The 18169-nt window shown below is 41.0% G+C and carries 17 protein-coding genes; 13 read left to right on the top strand and 4 right to left on the bottom strand.

The features are described 5' to 3' along the window. Positions 1–69: 69 nt before the first annotated feature. Positions 70–1413: an OmpA family protein gene (locus DUT70_RS18275; protein ID WP_113648846.1), complete on the top strand. Its 1344-nt coding sequence runs from the start codon at positions 70–72 to the stop codon at positions 1411–1413. A 182-nt stretch (positions 1414–1595) separates the two neighbouring features. Here DUT70_RS18275 and DUT70_RS18270 read toward each other — a convergent pair whose 3' ends face one another. Continuing rightward, on the bottom strand, positions 1596–2165 hold the full coding sequence (locus DUT70_RS18270) for a hypothetical protein (RefSeq protein ID WP_128353394.1): 570 nt from the start codon (positions 2163–2165) through the stop codon (positions 1596–1598). A 318-nt stretch (positions 2166–2483) separates the two neighbouring features. Here DUT70_RS18270 and DUT70_RS18265 point away from each other — a divergent pair, with 318 nt between their 5' ends. The 3 genes from DUT70_RS18265 (at position 2484) to DUT70_RS18255 (ending at position 5066) form a co-directional block, all read left to right on the top strand. Further along, positions 2484–3347 carry a DUF5694 domain-containing protein gene (locus DUT70_RS18265; protein WP_113648801.1) on the top strand — a complete coding sequence of 288 codons (864 nt, stop codon included), beginning with the start codon at positions 2484–2486 and terminating at the stop codon, positions 3345–3347. Positions 3348–3491: 144 nt separating this feature from the next. Further along, positions 3492–4298 carry an alpha/beta hydrolase gene (locus DUT70_RS18260; RefSeq protein ID WP_113648800.1) on the top strand — a complete coding sequence of 269 codons (807 nt, stop codon included), beginning with the start codon at positions 3492–3494 and terminating at the stop codon, positions 4296–4298. A gap of 258 nt (positions 4299–4556) precedes the next feature. Next, on the top strand, positions 4557–5066 hold the full coding sequence (locus DUT70_RS18255) for a DinB family protein (protein WP_113648799.1): 510 nt from the start codon (positions 4557–4559) through the stop codon (positions 5064–5066). Positions 5067–5086: 20 nt separating this feature from the next. Here the strand turns inward: DUT70_RS18255 and DUT70_RS18250 are convergent, their stop codons facing one another. Continuing rightward, the gene (locus DUT70_RS18250; RefSeq protein WP_113648798.1) at positions 5087–5416 is read right to left on the bottom strand and encodes a hypothetical protein; all 330 of its coding nucleotides are present in this window, start codon (positions 5414–5416) and stop codon (positions 5087–5089) included. A gap of 238 nt (positions 5417–5654) precedes the next feature. On the opposite strand from DUT70_RS18250, the gene DUT70_RS18245 reads away from it, so the two are divergent. The 7 genes from DUT70_RS18245 (at position 5655) to DUT70_RS18215 (ending at position 12761) form a co-directional block, all read left to right on the top strand. Continuing rightward, a complete protein-coding gene (locus tag DUT70_RS18245) occupies positions 5655–5891 on the top strand; it encodes a hypothetical protein (protein WP_113648797.1) in 237 nt (78 codons plus the stop codon). 191 nt (positions 5892–6082) lie between these two features. Next, positions 6083–6580, top strand: coding sequence for a hypothetical protein (locus tag DUT70_RS18240; protein WP_128353393.1), 498 nt, complete (start codon positions 6083–6085; stop codon positions 6578–6580). A 244-nt stretch (positions 6581–6824) separates the two neighbouring features. Beyond that, the gene (locus DUT70_RS18235) at positions 6825–7979 is read left to right on the top strand and encodes a porin (RefSeq protein WP_113648795.1); all 1155 of its coding nucleotides are present in this window, start codon (positions 6825–6827) and stop codon (positions 7977–7979) included. Positions 7980–7989: 10 nt separating this feature from the next. Continuing rightward, positions 7990–9420 carry an anion permease gene (locus DUT70_RS18230; RefSeq protein WP_113648794.1) on the top strand — a complete coding sequence of 477 codons (1431 nt, stop codon included), beginning with the start codon at positions 7990–7992 and terminating at the stop codon, positions 9418–9420. Further along, the gene (locus DUT70_RS18225) at positions 9414–10085 is read left to right on the top strand and encodes a succinate dehydrogenase cytochrome b subunit (protein WP_205529835.1); all 672 of its coding nucleotides are present in this window, start codon (positions 9414–9416) and stop codon (positions 10083–10085) included. The genes DUT70_RS18230 and DUT70_RS18225 overlap by 7 nt, the downstream gene beginning before the upstream one ends. Position 10086: 1 nt before the next feature. Then, complete coding sequence (locus DUT70_RS18220; RefSeq protein WP_113648793.1) at positions 10087–12003, top strand: fumarate reductase/succinate dehydrogenase flavoprotein subunit; 1917 nt, start codon at positions 10087–10089, stop codon at positions 12001–12003. Between the two features lie 8 nt (positions 12004–12011). Continuing rightward, positions 12012–12761 (top strand): succinate dehydrogenase/fumarate reductase iron-sulfur subunit, encoded by a 750-nt coding sequence (locus tag DUT70_RS18215; protein ID WP_113648792.1) that lies wholly within the window; start codon positions 12012–12014, stop codon positions 12759–12761. Positions 12762–12884: 123 nt separating this feature from the next. On the opposite strand, the gene DUT70_RS18210 is transcribed toward DUT70_RS18215, so the two are convergent. Then, the gene (locus tag DUT70_RS18210) at positions 12885–13562 is read right to left on the bottom strand and encodes a hypothetical protein (protein WP_113648791.1); all 678 of its coding nucleotides are present in this window, start codon (positions 13560–13562) and stop codon (positions 12885–12887) included. A gap of 16 nt (positions 13563–13578) precedes the next feature. After that, on the bottom strand, positions 13579–14427 hold the full coding sequence (locus tag DUT70_RS18205; RefSeq protein ID WP_113648790.1) for a hypothetical protein: 849 nt from the start codon (positions 14425–14427) through the stop codon (positions 13579–13581). Between the two features lie 127 nt (positions 14428–14554). Here DUT70_RS18205 and DUT70_RS18200 point away from each other — a divergent pair, with 127 nt between their 5' ends. Both DUT70_RS18200 and DUT70_RS18195 read left to right on the top strand, forming a co-directional pair. Then, positions 14555–17014: a mechanosensitive ion channel family protein gene (locus tag DUT70_RS18200; RefSeq protein ID WP_113648789.1), complete on the top strand. Its 2460-nt coding sequence runs from the start codon at positions 14555–14557 to the stop codon at positions 17012–17014. Positions 17015–17044: 30 nt separating this feature from the next. Continuing rightward, a complete protein-coding gene (locus tag DUT70_RS18195) occupies positions 17045–17584 on the top strand; it encodes an outer membrane beta-barrel protein (RefSeq protein WP_113648788.1) in 540 nt (179 codons plus the stop codon). Positions 17585–18169 lie beyond the last annotated feature (585 nt).

Here is an 18169-nt window from a genome sequence, read left to right as displayed (position 1 = left end):
GTTTCCTTTGGCACTATTTTCCCTCCTAACTGGCCGATGGGGCAATTCCCAGTCTATGAAATTAAATATATGAAACTAAAAATTACAAAATCTGCACTTTTAATAGCCTTGGTAGGTATTTCAGGTTCAGTGATGGCACAAGAGATGTCATCATCTACAGAAGGAACACGTTTTTCTACACAACCATTTCGTACTTGGTCAATAGGAGTACACGCTGGGGTAACCAGTCCGAGAACATTGTTCGATGGAAAGTTTAGAGATTTCCAAACCACCAAAGAAAGCTTAGGTTATGGTGGTTACATTAAAAAACAGCTTTTGCCTTCTTTAGGTATCCAAGCGGAGTTTTTAGCGGGTAAAGTTCAAGGCTTAAGAGCATGGACTGGTGCTACTGACGCCAATGGCAATCCAACTTATTTGACTGGATCAGGTTATGAGAGCCGAATAGAATGGTCTGGTGCCGTAACTGCGGTATATAACATCGCCAACATCAACATCAATAACGAAAATGCCGTATTGATCCCTTATGTAAAAGCAGGTGCTGGTTACATGTCATCTAACGCCACTACTTATGCAGGTAGTACTAGCAATTATCAAGGTTACGACCAAAGATGGTATATCCCTACAGGTATTGGTTTCAAACTTGGTGTAGCCAAAGGCATTAACCTAGATTTGGGTTACGATGTTAATTTCGTGAAATCATCAACTTTTGATGGGGTTAATCGCGCAACCAACGACAAATTCACTTATGCACATGCAGGTTTAGAATTTGCTTTGGGTAGCAAATCAAAACCACAATTGCAAAACCACAGTTCATTGGCAACACTTCGTATCCAATCTAAAGAAGAAAGTGAAGCATTGAGAAGAGCATTATCTACCGCCGAGCAAAATGCACAACGTGACAGGGATCAATATGCGAAAGATATGGGCGATGATGACAATGATGGTGTAGCCAACAAATTTGATAAATGCCCAGGAACTCCTGCAAACACCGTGGTTGATGGTTCTGGATGTCCAATCAAAGTACAAAGAGAAGTAGTAAAAGAAACCAAAGTAGTGGTAACTGAAGCTGACCGTAAAGTAGTTGATGAAGCCATTAAAAACTTAGAGTTTGACTTAGGTAAGTCTACCATCAGATCAAAATCTTATGCTACCTTAAATAGAGTAGCGGCATTATTGGTTGAAAAGAACTTTAGCTTAAAATTAGCTGGTCATACTGATATTACTGGTTCAAGAGAATTGAACTTACGTTTATCAAAAGAAAGAGCAGAGTCAGTAAAAGCTTACTTGGTATCTCAAGGTGCAAATGCCTCTAGAATTGAAGCTACTGGATATGGTCCTGACCAACCTATTGCAACAAATAAAACTGCTGCAGGCCGTCAACAAAACCGCCGTGTAGAGTTTACCTTATTCTAATGATGAGTCTCTGTTAGACGAAAGAAAGGTCCATCGAATATTCGGTGGGCCTTTTTTAATGATACGCAATGGAGGTGGTGTATTGATCAACGATCCAATCGGTTCATCTTTCCACGTCATGTACACGCATTTGTAAATTTAAGCCCATCCCCAAATACACTATTCGGGAGATGGGCTTGATGTTAAATGATCACGGTTTCTGCCTTGATATGACCAGGGGTATCTTTAGCTTCTGCCGTCACTTTGGTACCTGTCAAATTGCCATTTAAGGTGGTGGCTTCGTAAATCCAATCGATGTTGTTGGTACTTAGCATGGCCAAGCCGCTCTCGATCAATACATCGGTGGCATCAAAAATGCTCACTTTTACTTCGGTCACCCTAAAATTGTCGATGGCCTTAACCTTAATCTGATCGCCAATTTGACCTTGATAAGTGCTGGTATCCACCAGGGTAATTTCTGGCTCTTTGCAATAATCTGCCAAAGCTAGGTTGTAAACTGAGGTGCCTGGCTTAACAAAAGGCTGATAGGTGGCGACCAGATCAGGATTGCTGATTACGGCCTTTGCATAAAGCACGCCTTCTCTAAATTTTTGCGTAGCCTTGATTTGTTTCTCCGTATACACCAAATTTTCTGGTCTTCTTGGTCTTTTGGCAATCACCGTTTGGTTGTTCGCAAAATTTTTAAATACCACTAAGTTACCCACTTTGCCGCGGGCACCAAACATCACTTCATTGTTTTCTGATTTTGCCATTTTTTTCCTTTCTTTTTTAATGTGAATAATCTTTACCATTTACACTGCTTATTTACCGGTAATGCGTGTTTGATGAAGGCAATTTGGGAAGAAAGCATTTTGGGCTTGGCGGTTTTGTCGCATTTGAACGCATTTTGCGTTGTTTTCTGTTTTTGTCGCAATAGTCGAGGCATGCTCGTTTGCCGTCGGTCTACCGTCGGTCTGCCGTCGGTGCTACGTCCGCGGAAATGTGGGCAGGAGTGAGGGTTTCATTTTTCCCCAATGCAACGTTTCTGTGCAGGTGGTGTCCTTTGTGGTAAACCTTAAATTGATTTTCCAATGAACCAAACTCATTTAGCAAAGCTGTTGCTGTCGTTATTATTTTTATTAAACACCGCTTTGGCTTTTGGCCAGAAAAAAGCGGAAGGATCAACTCCCGCTTCATTTTTTCCAAAAGAGCGAACCAAGGTGCTATTTGTGGGGGCCTTTCATTTTCACTATCCAGGATTGGATGCCCATGTGACCTCCAATAGCGACAAAGTAGACGTCCTTTCAGAATCCAGAAAACCAGAAGTGACGGAACTGGTTAACTATATCAAAAAATTTAAACCTACTAAAATTGCTATTGAAGCCTTTCCACAATGGAAAGCAACAGAAAAGTTGAGGCAATACAAAGAAGGCGCACATCGGGATAAGCGTGACGAACGTTATCAGTTGGGATTGAGGATTGCCAGTGAATTGAATTTGGATACGATCTATGCCATTGATGACGATTCGATGGTTTCCCAACTCATGACATTGGATTCCACTTATTTTAAAAAGCTATTTAAGGATTATGATTATCAAAGCGATGATCCTTTTAGTAAAATGTATAAGGCTTGGTACGTTAGCGACGACAAGCTGCGTTCGAAATTGGACTTGTTGAGTTATTTCAAACATATCAATGCTCGAAGCTACCATGCGGCTAGTCACGGGGCTTACCTTGTAGGGGATTTCAAATTGGAAGATAAAAGAGGTGCTGATGCGCTTTCTATCAATTGGTATAGTAGAAATCTGCGGATTTTCAGGAATCTTCAGGAAATTACTGAAGGTCCAGCGGATAGGATTTTGGTATTGTTCGGAAACGGTCATGGTTCCATTCTTCGGCAGTTGCTAGAAAGTTCGCCTGAATACGAGTTGGTTGAATTTGATGGATTGAAGTAGTGCGAAATTAAGCTAAGGGAAAAAGTAGGCAAAGCTGAGAGCAGCTCATTTTGCTAGCAAATTCTCCATAATTCCGAGCAAATAGCTATCTTCAAAAGCGATTTAAAACGTAAAGAATTATCTCATAACAGACCAGCAGATCAGATGAAAAAAATATTGAGCATGTTGCTATTGCTATCGGCACTAAACACTTTTGCTGCCGATGTGGATACGGTTAAAACTTATAGTGCTTCCATGAAGAAGGAAATCAAAGCGGTGGTAGTTACTCCTGCGAGCTATAAAGATGGAAATCGGTTCCCTGTAGTTTATCTGTTGCACGGCTACTCGGGCAATTATGCCGATTGGATTAAAAAAGTGCCTGCCATTAAAGACCTGGCTGACCAGTATCAACTGATGATTGTTTGTCCAGACGGTAATTTTAGCAGTTGGTATTTTGATAGTCCTGAGCAGCCCGAGAACAAGTATGAAACCTATGTGGCTACAGAGCTTGTAAAATGGATAGATGGAAAATATAAAACCATTGCTGATAAAAAAGCACGAGCCATTACGGGCTTAAGTATGGGTGGCCATGGGGCGCTTTATTTGGCCTTTAAACATCAGGATGTATTTAGTGTGGCGGGCAGTATGAGTGGTGGCGTGGATTTACGCCCATTCCCGAACAATTGGGACATTGCCAAACGTATTGGCACCTATGCGGCAAAGCCTGATCAATGGGAAAGCCGCTCGGTCATTAACCTTACACATTTGCTTACGCCCAATTCCTTGGCATTGTTTATTCAATGTGGAACCGAGGATTTTTTCTACAAGGTAAATGTTCAATTGCATGAAAAGTTAGCCTATCAGAATATTCCACATACTTTTATGACTAATCCAGGGGCGCACAACTGGCAGTATTGGTCCGACGCCATCAAGTATCAATTACTTTTCATCAGCAACAATTTTAAAAAATAACCTGGCTCACTATTGTAGATCATCACTCCTGATCGTTTCCGATACTTAAAAACAAAAAGAAGCGTTGGTATGTTTAGTTTCAAAGCCAACTGTATGGATACTAGGGAATATCAAGGAGATCTTTCAAGAATCTTGTTTTTACTGCTAGTGGTAATTACCGTAATTTATTGTATCGGGAGCTAGCACTTCTTATATTTTAAATTTAATAGGAGGTAATGGTCTAAATCTTTGCGTTTTACGCTTATTTAAACGAATATCATGATGTTAGAAGCCCTTATTGCTGAGTTTGAACATGAAGTGGCAGGCACTCGAAAACTGCTACAGTCTATCCCATCAAAAGATATTGCTTATAAGCCTTCGCCAGTTTCTTGGACAATGGGCGAATTGGCCCAGCACATTGCTACCATTTATTATTGGTACGTAGGTGTTTTTGAAAAGGAAGTTTATGACATGGCGGCTGATAGCTTAGAGCGAGGCGAACCAGGTGATATTGAAGCAACGCTAGCGCTTTTTGAACAAAATGTAGAGAAAGCCAGAGCGGCCATGAAAGCAGCAACGGACGAAAGCTTGCAACGGGCATGGACCATGAAAGTGGGTGAACGGACGGTGCTTGGGCCAATGCCTAAGGCCATCGTGGTGCGTAGTTTCTTGTTTAGCCATATTTATCACCATAGGGGCGAAATGGTGGTATATCTTCGTGCTACGGGTAACAAACCGCCAGGTTTATATGGCCCAACTTATGAAGATGTGAAGGCTTCGCAAGGCTAATTCTAATTTTTCTAATCGTTTTAGGGATTGCTGTTTTCAGCATATAAGGTTAAGGTATTGCCTCTAATGCGGTATTTAATTGGGGTGTCTTTTAACTGTTCTTTCAAAATAATTCCTAAACTAATTCCTTTGTAGTCTGCGGCTTTTGCGTGGTAGGGTGCCAATAAAGCACTACTGAAATCAATATTGGTGCGCGTTTCTGTGTAAATGCGCAAAACTACACTTTCTAAAGTCTCGGCCTGGTGAACAGTTATATGTATTTTGCGTTGAAGTAATTTATGTTTTGGATTCGTTTCCTGAAATTGGATTTGCAAAATCGCAATGGCGGCTAATAACGATAATTTGTACATGACTGGGAATGTTGGATTTATATCCTATGGGAATGATGTGCAAAGGTAAAGCTGTTAGGTGAAGTGAATGTTACGAAACGATGATGTTTAAAATATGCGCCAAACAAAACATAGGATTTGCTGTTCATGGTGTAAAAGTGCCCTTATTGTATTGAAATGGGCTAATGATAACAATAAATGAACATTGCATTAATCCACATTACCTTGTTTTGTGGCCATAAAAAAACGATAAATAAATATGGAAATAACCGTGCTTAACCAAAACGCAGATTTACAGAAGTTTATTGACAAGTTTGATCCAAGAAAATTTAAGTTGATCAAAAATGGGGTAGAAATTAGGGGAATTATAGATTTGCACAGGGGCATGCAGGAAGCCAAAGCGTTAATAGAACGTTTTCAGCTAAAACTAGTGGTTACGCATACCGCCGAGATGTTAAGCTATCGAGGTTTTGAGGTGAATTATATGGTGGGCTAGCCCACCTCATTTATTTTCCTTGATAAATATCGTACCCGTAAGGTGGCAATATTTGGCGTTCACCATTGTTAAAACTTTTGCGTTGCCTTGGTAGCTTCTTTGGGTAGCTATTGAAAATTGGGTTTTATGGTGGAGAAACAGAGATAAAAGGCCTAAATTTATTATTCTTAGTCAATCTAAAATTATTGGATATGCTATACGCAAAAATTAACAAATTGAGTTTCGTTTTGGTGTCAACCTTAATGGCGTGCGGATCTGCACCATCTCATAAAACTTTAGAGAAGGACAGTATTTCAATTGAGCAGAAGTCGACAGTTAAAGCGTTAGAGCCTGCAGGTAACTATGTGAGCGCTGATTATGAGCAGCGTAGCAAGGGGTATGATTGGGTTGCTGTGACTGTCGAATCAACAGATCAAAATAATATCAGAATTAAAATTAGGTCTAGAGCAGATTTAAAAAAGCCTACCTGCACTTTAGATACAGAGGCTATGGAAATTGGTGCTGGTGTTTTTGAAGCCCATTTGTCTAACGGTATTGCGGTGTTTGAATTTAAAGATGGGAATTTATCTATCCGTCCAAAAACTGAAAAAGATGCAGGGGCGCTATATTTTTATTGCTCAGGCGGAGCCAGTATTGCTGGAAACTATCATCAAACTACCGCCAAACTAGATACTGTGCAGGTAAAATAGAAGCAAATTACAGATAGGGTTCTTTTAAAAAAGAAAGTCTTCATTTGGCGTTGACGCTGAACCAAACCGTAACCATCCAATAAGCCCGTTAATTGATTTGATGAATTGCGTATGATCATTTTGTTAATCATAACATATTCCTTTTAGAAGTGGTATTTTATTGTTATCTTGGATGACAGGCCTCGAATAACTTAGTGAAATCTTGCATTTAAGGCTTGTTGGATTAACAAATTCAAATACGCTCATGATGAAGAAAAAATGTCTATTGTTTTCATTTTTACTCATTTTCTCCCTGTCAGCTATTGCTCAGCAAACGGATATTGCTGGCATCGATAGAGATACCATCACCAACTATTCTACTTACAAACGTTCTATTGGTTTTGCGGGTTTGTTGCAGACCAGATTTCTGGCTTCTCTTTCTGATAAGGTAGATATTAATGGTAAGCATTTTAATGACGCATCCACCAGTAAAAATACCAATGCCTTTTTGCTAAAAAGGGTCAGACTTCAGGTGAAGGGTAATGTGAACGACCACTTCGCCGCAAATATCATGTTCAACTTTGCGGAATTTAGTTCCAATCCAGCCAATAAAGTTTTGGAAAATGCCTACGTAAAATATACCCTTAGCAAGCATTTTCAAGTGCAGGCTGGACAATTCAGACCTTTCTTTGGGATAGAGGATGCGCTTCCAGTAGATGTCATCAGAACTTTCGACTATTCTAACCAATATTATGCTTTTGGAGCCAGTGGATGGCAAAGTTTTCAAATAGGCTTATCGCTGTTTGGCGATGTCACTTCCACAGGGCAAATGCCCATCAGGTATTATTTAGGGGTTTACAACGGAAATAATAGAAACGAATCTAGCGACAACGATGACGCTAAGAATTTTTACGGGCGTATTGAGGCCGAAGTAGCGAAGAAGCTTATTGTGGGGGTGAATGCCGCAGTTGGAAGTATGGGCAATGGCCAAGGTGATGCTTGGGGCGCTGACGTAGTGACCACGCATAAGCTTGGAAACAGGTGGCAATTCTCCCTGAGTGGTGAGTATAAAAATGGAAGTAACCTGTCATTGTTCAATACCTTCACCACCAATGCACCAAGTCTTTCTAAAGTGCGCATGCACGGTTTTTATGTATTCCCCATCCTGCGTTACAATTGCAATTTGCCTCGTTTGCGAGGAATTGAGTTCTCCTCGAGGTATGAGTACTTGGATTTGAATTATAAGCTAGACAAAAACGTGAGAAGGAATATTGTTCCAAATATCTCACTGGTATTTGCCGACGATTTTTACGCGGCCATTCAAACGGGGGTATCCCTCAATTTGTATGATCGCAATGTTCCGCTGAGCACCACTTACGATAGTCATCTTTATTACTTGCAATTGCAGGTCCGTTTTTAAACCCTCGTTTATGAAAGAAGTTAACCTAAAATCACTGGCCATTACCGTTGTTATTGGTCTCATTATCTGGTTTATTCCCGTTCCAGAAGGCGTAAAGCCAAATGCTTGGCATTTGCTGGCTATTTTTGCGGCCACCATTATCGGGATCATTCTTAAAGCGGCGCCTATGGGTTCTATGGCCATGATTGGGATGACCGTTTGTGCCGCTACCCAAGTACTAGCACCTGGAGATCCTACGCAATCCATCAAAAATGCTCTAAGTGGTTTCGGAAACTCAACCATTTGGTTAATTGGATTGGCTTTCTTTATTGCCAGGGGATTTATTAAAACAGGATTGGGAACCAGGTTGGCCTATAACTTTATCCGCATGTTTGGTAAAAGTTCGCTGGGGCTGGCTTTTGGCCTCAATACTGCCGATTTGATTCTTGCTCCCGCCATTCCCAGTAACACGGCTAGGGCTGGAGGGGTTATTTTTCCGATCATGAAATCCATTGCGGTCAACATGGGGTCTACGCCAGAAAATGTAGAGAGCCATCGTAAGATAGGTTCCTTTTTAACCTTGAGCAGCTATAATGCCAATATGATTACCTCGGTCATGTTTTTAACGGCTACAGCCAGTAATCCCATGGCACAAAAATTTGCCAAAGATTTGGGCATTACCATCACGTGGGGCAGTTGGTTCATGGCAGCAGTAATTCCTGGCTTGGCCTGTTTTATATTGGCACCGCTTTTCCTTTACAAATTTTATGCACCCGAATTAAAAAAGACACCCGATGCCCCACGTTTAGCCGCTGAAAAGCTCAAAGAAATGGGGCCCGTAACCAGACAAGAATGGTTAATGGTGGCCACCTTTATCATTCTTTTAGTATTATGGATATTTGGAAACCTGATTGCGGTAGATGCCACTACTGGCGCTTTAATCGGGTTGTCTATCCTGCTGCTTTGTGGGGTATTGACTTGGGATGATGTCAAATCGGAAAAGGGCGCATGGGACACCATTGTTTGGTTCTCTTCGCTGGTGATGATGGGTTCCTATTTAAATTCCCTTGGTTTTATCGGTTGGTTTGGTAATTTGGTAGGTGCTAAAATGAGCACCTTTAGTTGGCAATTGGCCTTTCCGATTATCATTTTGGTATATTCTTATTGCCATTACCTTTTTGCCAGTGCAACGGCACAAGCTGCCGCCATGTATTCGGTGTTTTTGGCCGTGGGTATTTCGGTAGGGGTGCCAGGTACTATGCTGGCTATTTTCTTGGGTGCTTGTGCTACCTTAATGGGCTCTTTAACGCATTATGGTCATGGGCCAGCACCTATTTTCTTTGGCAGTACCTATGTGGATATGAAAGATTGGTGGAAGCATGGTTTTTTCATTAGTGTGCTGTTTCTTTTAATTTGGTTTGTCATTGGCGGCCTTTGGTGGAAAGTAATTGGGTTATGGTAAAAACTAAAGGAGCAACAACGCAGGGCTATAAACTTTGGATGGCCTTAACAGGACTTTTTTTGTGCGTGTTTTTGGTGATTCATGTGCTGGGCAATCTGCAGCTTTTTCTTCCTGCCGAAGAAGCTAGGATCCAGTTCAATTGGTACTCGCAATTACTGTCCAATAACCTCATCATCAAAATCATTTCCTATGTGCTCTATCTATCCATTATAGCGCATGTGGTTTATGCCATTATCCTTTCGCTCAAAAAACAGAAAGCCAATGGGGTAAAATATGCTTATGACCAACGTGGTGCCGTAAGCCCTTGGTATAGTCGTAATATGGGCGTGTTGGGCACCATCATTTTCTTGTTTCTAATTGTTCACCTGAAAGATTTTTGGTATCAATATAAGTTTACGGAATTGCCCTTGGATGCGCATGGACAAAAGGATTTATACACCATTGTGGTAAGTGCCTATCAGGAACTGTGGTATGTAATGTTGTATGAGGTGGGTTTGCTAGCCTTAGGATTTCACCTATTGCACGGTTTTTTTAGTGCCATCAGAACTTTGGGGCTATATCATCCCAAATATGTGAAGTTGGCCAAATGGGTAGCATGGGTTTATACACTGGCCATTACGCTAGGGTTTATGGCCATGCCAATTTATGTTTATTTAAGCCACTGATATGAACGCTTTAAATGCAAATATTCCAGAAGGAGCTTTAGAAGATAAATGGTCCAATTTTAAGGAAAAAGCCAAATTGGTGAATCCCGCCAATAGGCAAAAAATGGAATTGATTGTGGTAGGCACTGGCTTAGCTGGGGCTTCTTGTACAGCTTCATTGGCCGAACAAGGTTATCGGATTAAATCCTTTTGCTTTCAGGATAGTGCCAGAAGAGCCCATTCGGTAGCGGCACAAGGAGGGGTAAACGCTGCCAAAAATTACAAGAACGATGGCGATAGTGTTTATCGGATGTTTTATGATACGATTAAAGGCGGCGATTTCCGCTCCCGTGAAGCCAATGTGTATCGTTTAGCCGAATGTTCTTTAGCACTTATTGATCAGTCGGTAGCGCAAGGCGTACCTTTTGCCAGGGAATATGGCGGCTATTTAAATAACAGATCTTTTGGCGGAGTGCAGGTTTCCAGAACTTTTTATGCCCGTGGACAAACGGGACAACAATTGCTGCTGGGCGCTTATCAGGCTTTAATGCGACAAGAAAGTTTGGGGAAGGTAAAAACCTATACCCGACATGAAATGCTGGATTTGGTTTTGATAGATGGAAAAGCCAAAGGAATTATCACCAGAGATTTAGTGACAGGGGAAATAGAACGTCATGCTGCCGATGCGGTGGTATTGGCTACTGGTGGCTATGGTAAAATCTATTATCTCTCTACCTTGGCCATGGGCTGTAATGGCTCGGCCATTTGGCGGGCACATCAAAAAGGGGCATTAATGTCGGGCGTAAGCTGGATCCAGTTTCATCCCACTTCTTTACCGCAATCGGGCGAGCAGCAATCTAAGCTAACACTCATGTCCGAATCGCTACGTAACGATGGTAGGATTTGGGTGCCGCTCAAGGAGGGGGAGCAGCGAGAGGCTGGGCTTATTCCAGAAGAAGAAAGAGATTACTATTTGGAACGACGGTATCCAGCGTTTGGAAACCTTTCTCCACGGGATATTTCCTCACGTGCGGCTAAGGAGCGCATTGACGCAGGCTTTGGGGTTGGTCCGATGAAGAATGCCGTTTATCTGGATTTTTCAAGGGCCATTAAAGCACAAGGGAAAGCGAAAATCAAAGAAAAGTACAGTAACCTTTTTACCATGTACGAGAAAATCACGGGGATCAATGCTTATGAGCAGCCCATGTTAATTTCTCCAGCAGCTCACTTTACCATGGGCGGATTGTGGGTGGATTATCAGTTAATGACTTCTATTCCAGGTTTATTTGCTTTGGGTGAAGCTAATTTTTCAGATCACGGAGCAAACCGACTGGGTGCCAATTCGCTCTTGCAAGCCTGTGTAGATGGTTATTTTATTGCTCCTTATACCATCCCAAATTATTTGGCTGATGAATTAAAAGCAGAACGTGTGAAAACTTCGCATCCTGCGTTTGATGAGGCAGAGGCACAAGTAAAGGCGAAGCTTCAGCAGTTAATGGAGATTAAGGGCAGTCTTTCGGTCGATTATTTCCATAAAACATTGGGCAAATTGCTTTACGATAAATGTGGCCTCTCGAGAAGTAAGGAAGGTTTGCAACAAGCCATTGAGGAGATTAAGGCACTCAGAAATAAATTCTACACCGATTTAAAACTTACTGGCGACGAGCATTTGAACAGCGAATTGGAAAAAGCGGGAAGGGTGGCCGATTATTTGGAACTTGGTGAGCTGATGTGTTTGGATGCTTTACAGAGAGAAGAATCATGTGGGGCGCATTTTAGGGAAGAATACCAAACGGCTGATGGAGAGGCGGTACGTGATGATGAACATTATGCCTACGTTTCTGCTTGGGAATGGAAGGGCGAAAATGAGCAACATGTGTTGCATAAAGAACCATTGACTTTTGAAAGGGTGAGTTTAACCGTTAGGAGCTATAAATAAAGGAAACCATGAAGTTGAACTTGAAAATATGGCGACAAGAAAATGCTTCGGAAAAGGGCAGGCTTGTTGATTATCAATTGGATGGGGTCACTACGCACATGTCTTTTTTAGAGATGATGGATATGTTGAACCAGCTGTTGATTGAAAAAGGGGAAAGAACCATTGAATTTGATCATGATTGCAGAGAAGGTATTTGTGGGCAATGTGGCATGATGATCAATGGTCGTGCCCATGGGCCTTTGGCCAATACCACCACCTGTCAGTTGCATATGCGCAGTTTTAAAGACGGGGAAACCATTTATGTAGAGCCTTTTAGGTCAAGTGCTTTCACCGTTTTAAGGGATTTGAAAATAGATCGAGGCAGTTTTGATAGAATTATACAGGCGGGTGGATTCATATCTGCTTCCACGGGACAGGCCCCTGAAGCCAATAGCATTCCCATTGCTCATGAAACGGCCGAAGCAGCTTTTGATGCGGCGGCATGCATTGGTTGTGGTGCTTGTGTGGCCACCTGTAAAAATTCCAGTGCAGCCTTATTTACCGCGGCCAAAGTAGTTCATTTGGCTATATTGCCACAAGGTAAGCTGGAAACAGCTAAAAGAGTGGATGCCATGGTACAACAAATGGATGCAGAAGGTTTTGGACATTGCTCTAACACCGAAGCTTGTGAAGTGGAGTGTCCGCAAGGGATTTCAGTATTGCATATTGCCAGGTTTAACTATCTATATCATGAATCTCGTTTGTTAAGTAAAACCTAAGCTTAGTAGGATTTGAACATAAAAAAGGCGGTTGGTCATCCAGCCGCCTTTTTATGTTCGAAATGTAGTGGTATCGCCCGTCATTGCGATGTAAGTGTTAAATCACGGACATCAATGTACAACCTAGGGTTTCAAAGTGTATTTGTCGGTGGTGATCATTGGCATTTCGTTGCCCAACATTTTAATCACTACTTCTACGCGATCGTTCACAGGAACATAAATTTTATCTTTTTCGATGTATTGATAAGTTACTTCGGTAGTCAGCTTGGTTGCCTTGAGGATTTTAATCCTTAAGTCTTTCAAATTTACTTCGGTTATTTTCTCCAACCTGCCCGTTTTGGCATTAATGTGTAATGTAAATAGGCAATCTTTAAAAAATCCGTGTTCGCTATCTATGGTACTTGGGTCGTATTGATAAGTGATTTCTAAGGTGTTGCCATCATCTTTAGCTATTTTGTAAGAGTTGTCGTCTACCTTAAAATCAGTTTTTTGATTGTGTTCCTTGTCAAAAGCTTTTTGCTCGCCCTTTGAAGGTTTTTTACCATTTACCGAAACCAACGTCCATTGTGGTGTGTCTTGCTTATTGGGGTCGAAACTGGAAATATAAACTTTATCCTTATCGTTAAAGCTTACCGTTCTTTCTACTTCATGAGCGTACTTTTCTAAATTGTCTTTCAAATTAGGTTTCAGCACGTCTTCGCTCACATGGTATTTTTTTAGTGTTTGCAACACCAGGCTCTTTTGGGCAAAGGCCACGAAGCCTATGGAGGTCATCAGCAAAGAAATAAACAGTTTTTTCATCTTATAAGCTTTAAAATTATTTACGGTATAAAGGGCAACGTTTTAAAAGGTATTGTAATGGACTGCCAAAACCTCCGTCTGTGTTGGAGAAAAAAGCTTTATGGCTTTGATTATAAATATTGGCATTGTTATCATTATAAATGTTCAAGCTCACCGAAACGTCGTAACGTTGTTCGGCATTTGAAAAAGTAGAACCGTAAGAGTTTACCTTGGTTACTTTGTCATTTGCGTTTCTTTTTACGTTGGTGTTTGAGTTATCACTGGTGTAACTGGTTTGCGAGGCTTTGTTTTGTTTAACGGTGCCATCAATAATGTATTCCACACCAAGTATATTGCATAACTCGTTCATGGTAAAGCCAGTAATGTTTTCCTTGGTTACGCCTCCTTTGGCCAACAAAGCATTGGTGGTTCTGGGATCAATTAAGGTATAGCCTGCCGAGTGTTGCGATAAAAACGAGTAGGTGTCTTGTTGGGCACTTAAACCTATTTCATCGGCACCAGGTTGATTTTCGATCAAGTAGTGAAAAGGAAGTACAGCAATGCGATTATGATGGTCGGCGGGAGTGCCTTTCATTACTATTTGGTCGTTTTTGCGAATGTCAGAAGGCAAAGGCGGTTGGTTAATGGTTTCTACCCTGCCACTTGAATGGGTGATTTTCAAAATATCCGATTTCTTAATCGTGTATTCTAAAGTTTCGCCACTGTAAATAAAAGTGAGGTCAGTATCGGTAATTTTAGTGATTTTACCTTTCATTTCGTCGCCATTCACTTTCAGGATAATGTCGGCTTTTTCGTTGTTGGATGTTTGCGCAAAAGTGCTGATAGAGAGCAACAGTGCTACCAGGAATAAGAGAGGTCTGCCCATGAGTTGATTATTTTTGTATGGTATAAATTTACCTTTTTAGCAGCTAAAATTACTCATTTAGGGAATATTTTTTTAATTTCATGGCATTGATTAGCGCAACGGCTACTCCATTTATTTGATTTCATATATGCAGCCTCAACTGTCCCGTATCATCAACTTGTTGCTTCTTTTAGTTGGGATGTTTAGCTTGTCTTATGGCCAAGTCAATCAATCAAATCAAAAAGACACTGCGAATGCTAAAAGTTTTGTGGACAAAATGCAGGATTTTGCAAAGTCGTCTGCCATGAGTAGTGCTGCAGATTTTGAGGCGGATAGGGCCGAGCAGGTGCAGGAAGCGACATTGGTAGAGATAAAGAAAAACATCCAAAAAGCTAAACTTTATCTTCGTACTGGTTTAGATACCCTAGCGGCTAAAAAGGAACTTTCTTTAATTGCAAAGCATGCCAGTTTAGCAGGCGATGGAGTTTTCGCAAATAGAGAAACACCAAGGACTTATCGAAATCTGGTATCAACCCAAAAGTTGCTTAATGCATTGTTGGAACGATGTAACTTGCAGAAAACCAAATTAGATAATCACAAAAAGCGGCTTTCGCAGTTTAAATATCAAATTGATTCCCTTTCCAAAACCAAAGAGCTGTTCAGCTTCTCTAAAGATTCGGTAAAACTATCCAAGTACATACAGGCTTTAGTGGTATTGGCACAAGAAGTAGCGCCTATTGATAGCATGATTGATCGTTCGATTGTGCAAACTCAATCTTTACAAAATCAAGCGAACTTACAAACCTATAGTTTGGAAAGTCATCTTGATGAAGTGACGCATTTTCAGCAACAAATGGCAGATCAACTGTTCCATCCTGAATTGAGTTACATTTGGCAATCCTCAGAAGTATTTAGGCCATTTGGGCAGATTATTAACTACTCCGTACAAAAAGGTCAATTGATTTTACGCTTCTTTAGCATTAGTAACGTGGGTATTTTGGCTTGCGTTTTATTGCTCCTACTGGTGTGCTATTCTTTTATATTGTCGCTTAAAAATGCTTACCGTAAAGAAGCTAATGGCCAAGCCATAGGCAAAGATCATTTGATCATCAGGCATCCGCTGCTTTCGGCTATTTTCATCATTGCAAATTTAGCGCAGTTCCTGTTTAATTCACCGCCTTTTATCTTTAGTTTGTTTTTTTGGCTTGTTGCTGGATTAGCACTTACACTGTTGATGAGGGGCTACATCACCAAGTTTTGGATGTACGCTTGGTTGGGCATGTTGTCGTTGTTTATACTATCAGCCATTGATAACCTCATTCTTCAAGCTTCGGGTATCGAAAGGTGGTATATGCTCTTTTTATCAAGTGCAGGTTTGGTATTGGGCTATTTGATTTTTAAAAAAGGAAAACGTGATGAATTGAGGGAGCGCCTCATTGTTTATGCCATTGGATTGATGGTGGCGCTGGAGTTTTTTGCCTTGCTATTTAACCTGATAGGTAGTTATAACTTGGCCAAGGCCTTGTTGGTTGCAGGTTATGTAAATGTCATCATTGCCATTATGTTTTTGTGGACGGTAAGACTGATTAACCAAGGTTTACAATTAGCATTTAACCTGTATGCACGGCAAGACAAAAGCCTGTTTTTCATGAATTTTGATAGGGTAGGGCAAAAAGCACCCATGTTGCTTTATGTGCTATTGGTTATTGGTTGGTTGATTTTGTTTGGACGGAATTTCCCAGCTTATGCTTTTATTGTTGAGCCTGTACGCAATTTCTTTTTCGACCAGCGTGCCATAGGAAGTTATACTTTCAGCATCAGTAACCTGATTTTATTCTTCTTTGTGGTATCTGCATCAGTGGTGATTTCTAAAGTAGTCTCGTTTTTTGCGGTAGATAAACGTACTTTTTCTAAGCAAGATGGCAAAAAGGGAATTGGCAGCTGGATTTTGTTAATTCGAATTACCATTATCCTTTTAGGCTTGTTTTTGGCATTTGCTGCGGTAGGTATCCCTATTGATAAAATTGCGATTGTGTTGGGTGCTTTGGGTGTGGGTATTGGTTTTGGTTTACAATCGTTAGTGAATAACCTGGTTAGCGGATTGGTGATTGCTTTTGAAAAGCCGCTGAACTTGGAAGATGAAGTAGAAGTGGCTGGCAAAAGCGGCACGGTAAAATCTATAGGTTTCCGCAGTAGCATTATAACCACTTTTGACGGTGCGGAGATTGTGATGCCTAACGGCGATTTACTGAATTCGCATTTGATCAATTGGTCAAGTGGTGGCAGTAAACGACGAGCGTCGGTGATTATCCATATTGCCCATGGTGCTAACCTTCAAAAAGTGCAGCAAGACATTTTAGCATTGCTGCTGGCCGACGAACGGATCATGAAGCATCCAGAGCCTACGGTGTTCTTTAAAGATATTAGTCCAGAAGCTTTGCAAATGCAGGTGTTTTATTGGAGCCGACAAACGAAACAGCTTGCCGAGATTAAAAGCGATGTGATTGTAGCCATTAATCAGTTATTCCTTAAAAATGACATTCAAATTCCGTATCCAAAACAAGAGGTATTTGTGCATACGGCCAACCACGAGAAAAATAAAACTTAACATAAATCCTTATACAAAAATTAACATCAGATGATTAAAAAACTCTTACTTCTTTCTGCTTCGGTTTTTATCTTTTCGGCAGCTAGTGCCCAAAAGGGAACAAATGCTATTCAGGTAGGTGCTCGTGTAGCTTTCCCAACCGAAAAACTAAATGATATTGTTAATACAGGTTTTGGTGGCAGTTTAAAGGGCATATATGGCGTTGGCGGCAAAAGCAGTCCACATCAGGTTACTTTAGAGGCAGGTTATAACCGTTTTGGTTTGAAAGACCTTCCTGACGGCGCAAGCGGATCTTATTCGGCCATTCCTATTTATACAGGTTATCGTTATTTGTTTGGTAAAGTCATTTTAGATACTCAAGCAGGGATCTCGATCAATAGGGCTTCTGGAAAAAGCGCATCAGGTGTAAAGGCCAGCGGTAGTCAAACCGCTTTTGGTTGGGCCGTTGGTGCAGGTTATATGATCAATCAAATTGAATTGGGGGTAAAATACCAAAGTTCTGATGTAAGCGATGATATCTATGATATCAAGTTTGTGGGCATTAGGGTAGGCTATAATTTTGCACTGTAAATAGGTTGAGCTAAAATAGTTCATTGGTTCATTAGTTCGCTTGTTCATTGGTATTTAAACCTCGTAGGTTTTTAAAACCTACGAGGTTTGCGGACATGATGTTAGTGTGAACTTTCTTAAGCACTTCTCTCTCTCCATTTTAGAGAACCTACAAAGCGGAGAGAGGGTTTGATGTTTTTAGGTGTTGAACCTCTCTCTAGCTCTCTCCTTTGAAAGGAGAGAGGACAGGTATTGCTTTTATCATTCTTACTGAGGGTAGTTTTCATATTGAAACTTTCTCTAACTCTTCCGAATCATCGTAACAGGTACTTCTTTTTTAGGAGCGAGTACCTGAACTGCGATTTCAATTGATCACTGGTTAAATATTTCCCCCGTTACTTTAATCTCTGCTATTCTTGCCCTTAAATGGAGAGAACCGCATAGCGAGAAAGGGTTTTGATATTTTTATGTGTTGAACCTCTCTCTAGCTCTCTCCTTTGAAAGGAGAGAGGACAGGTACTGCTTTTATCATTCTTACTGTGGGTGGTTTTCGTATTGAAACTTTCTCTAACTCTTCCGAATCATCGTAACAGGTACTCCTTGTGT

The sequence above is a fragment of the Pedobacter chitinilyticus genome (assembly GCF_003313385.1).
In the GTDB taxonomy this organism is placed as follows: domain Bacteria; phylum Bacteroidota; class Bacteroidia; order Sphingobacteriales; family Sphingobacteriaceae; genus Pedobacter; species Pedobacter chitinilyticus.
This window is presented reverse-complemented; position numbering and strand designations above follow the sequence as displayed.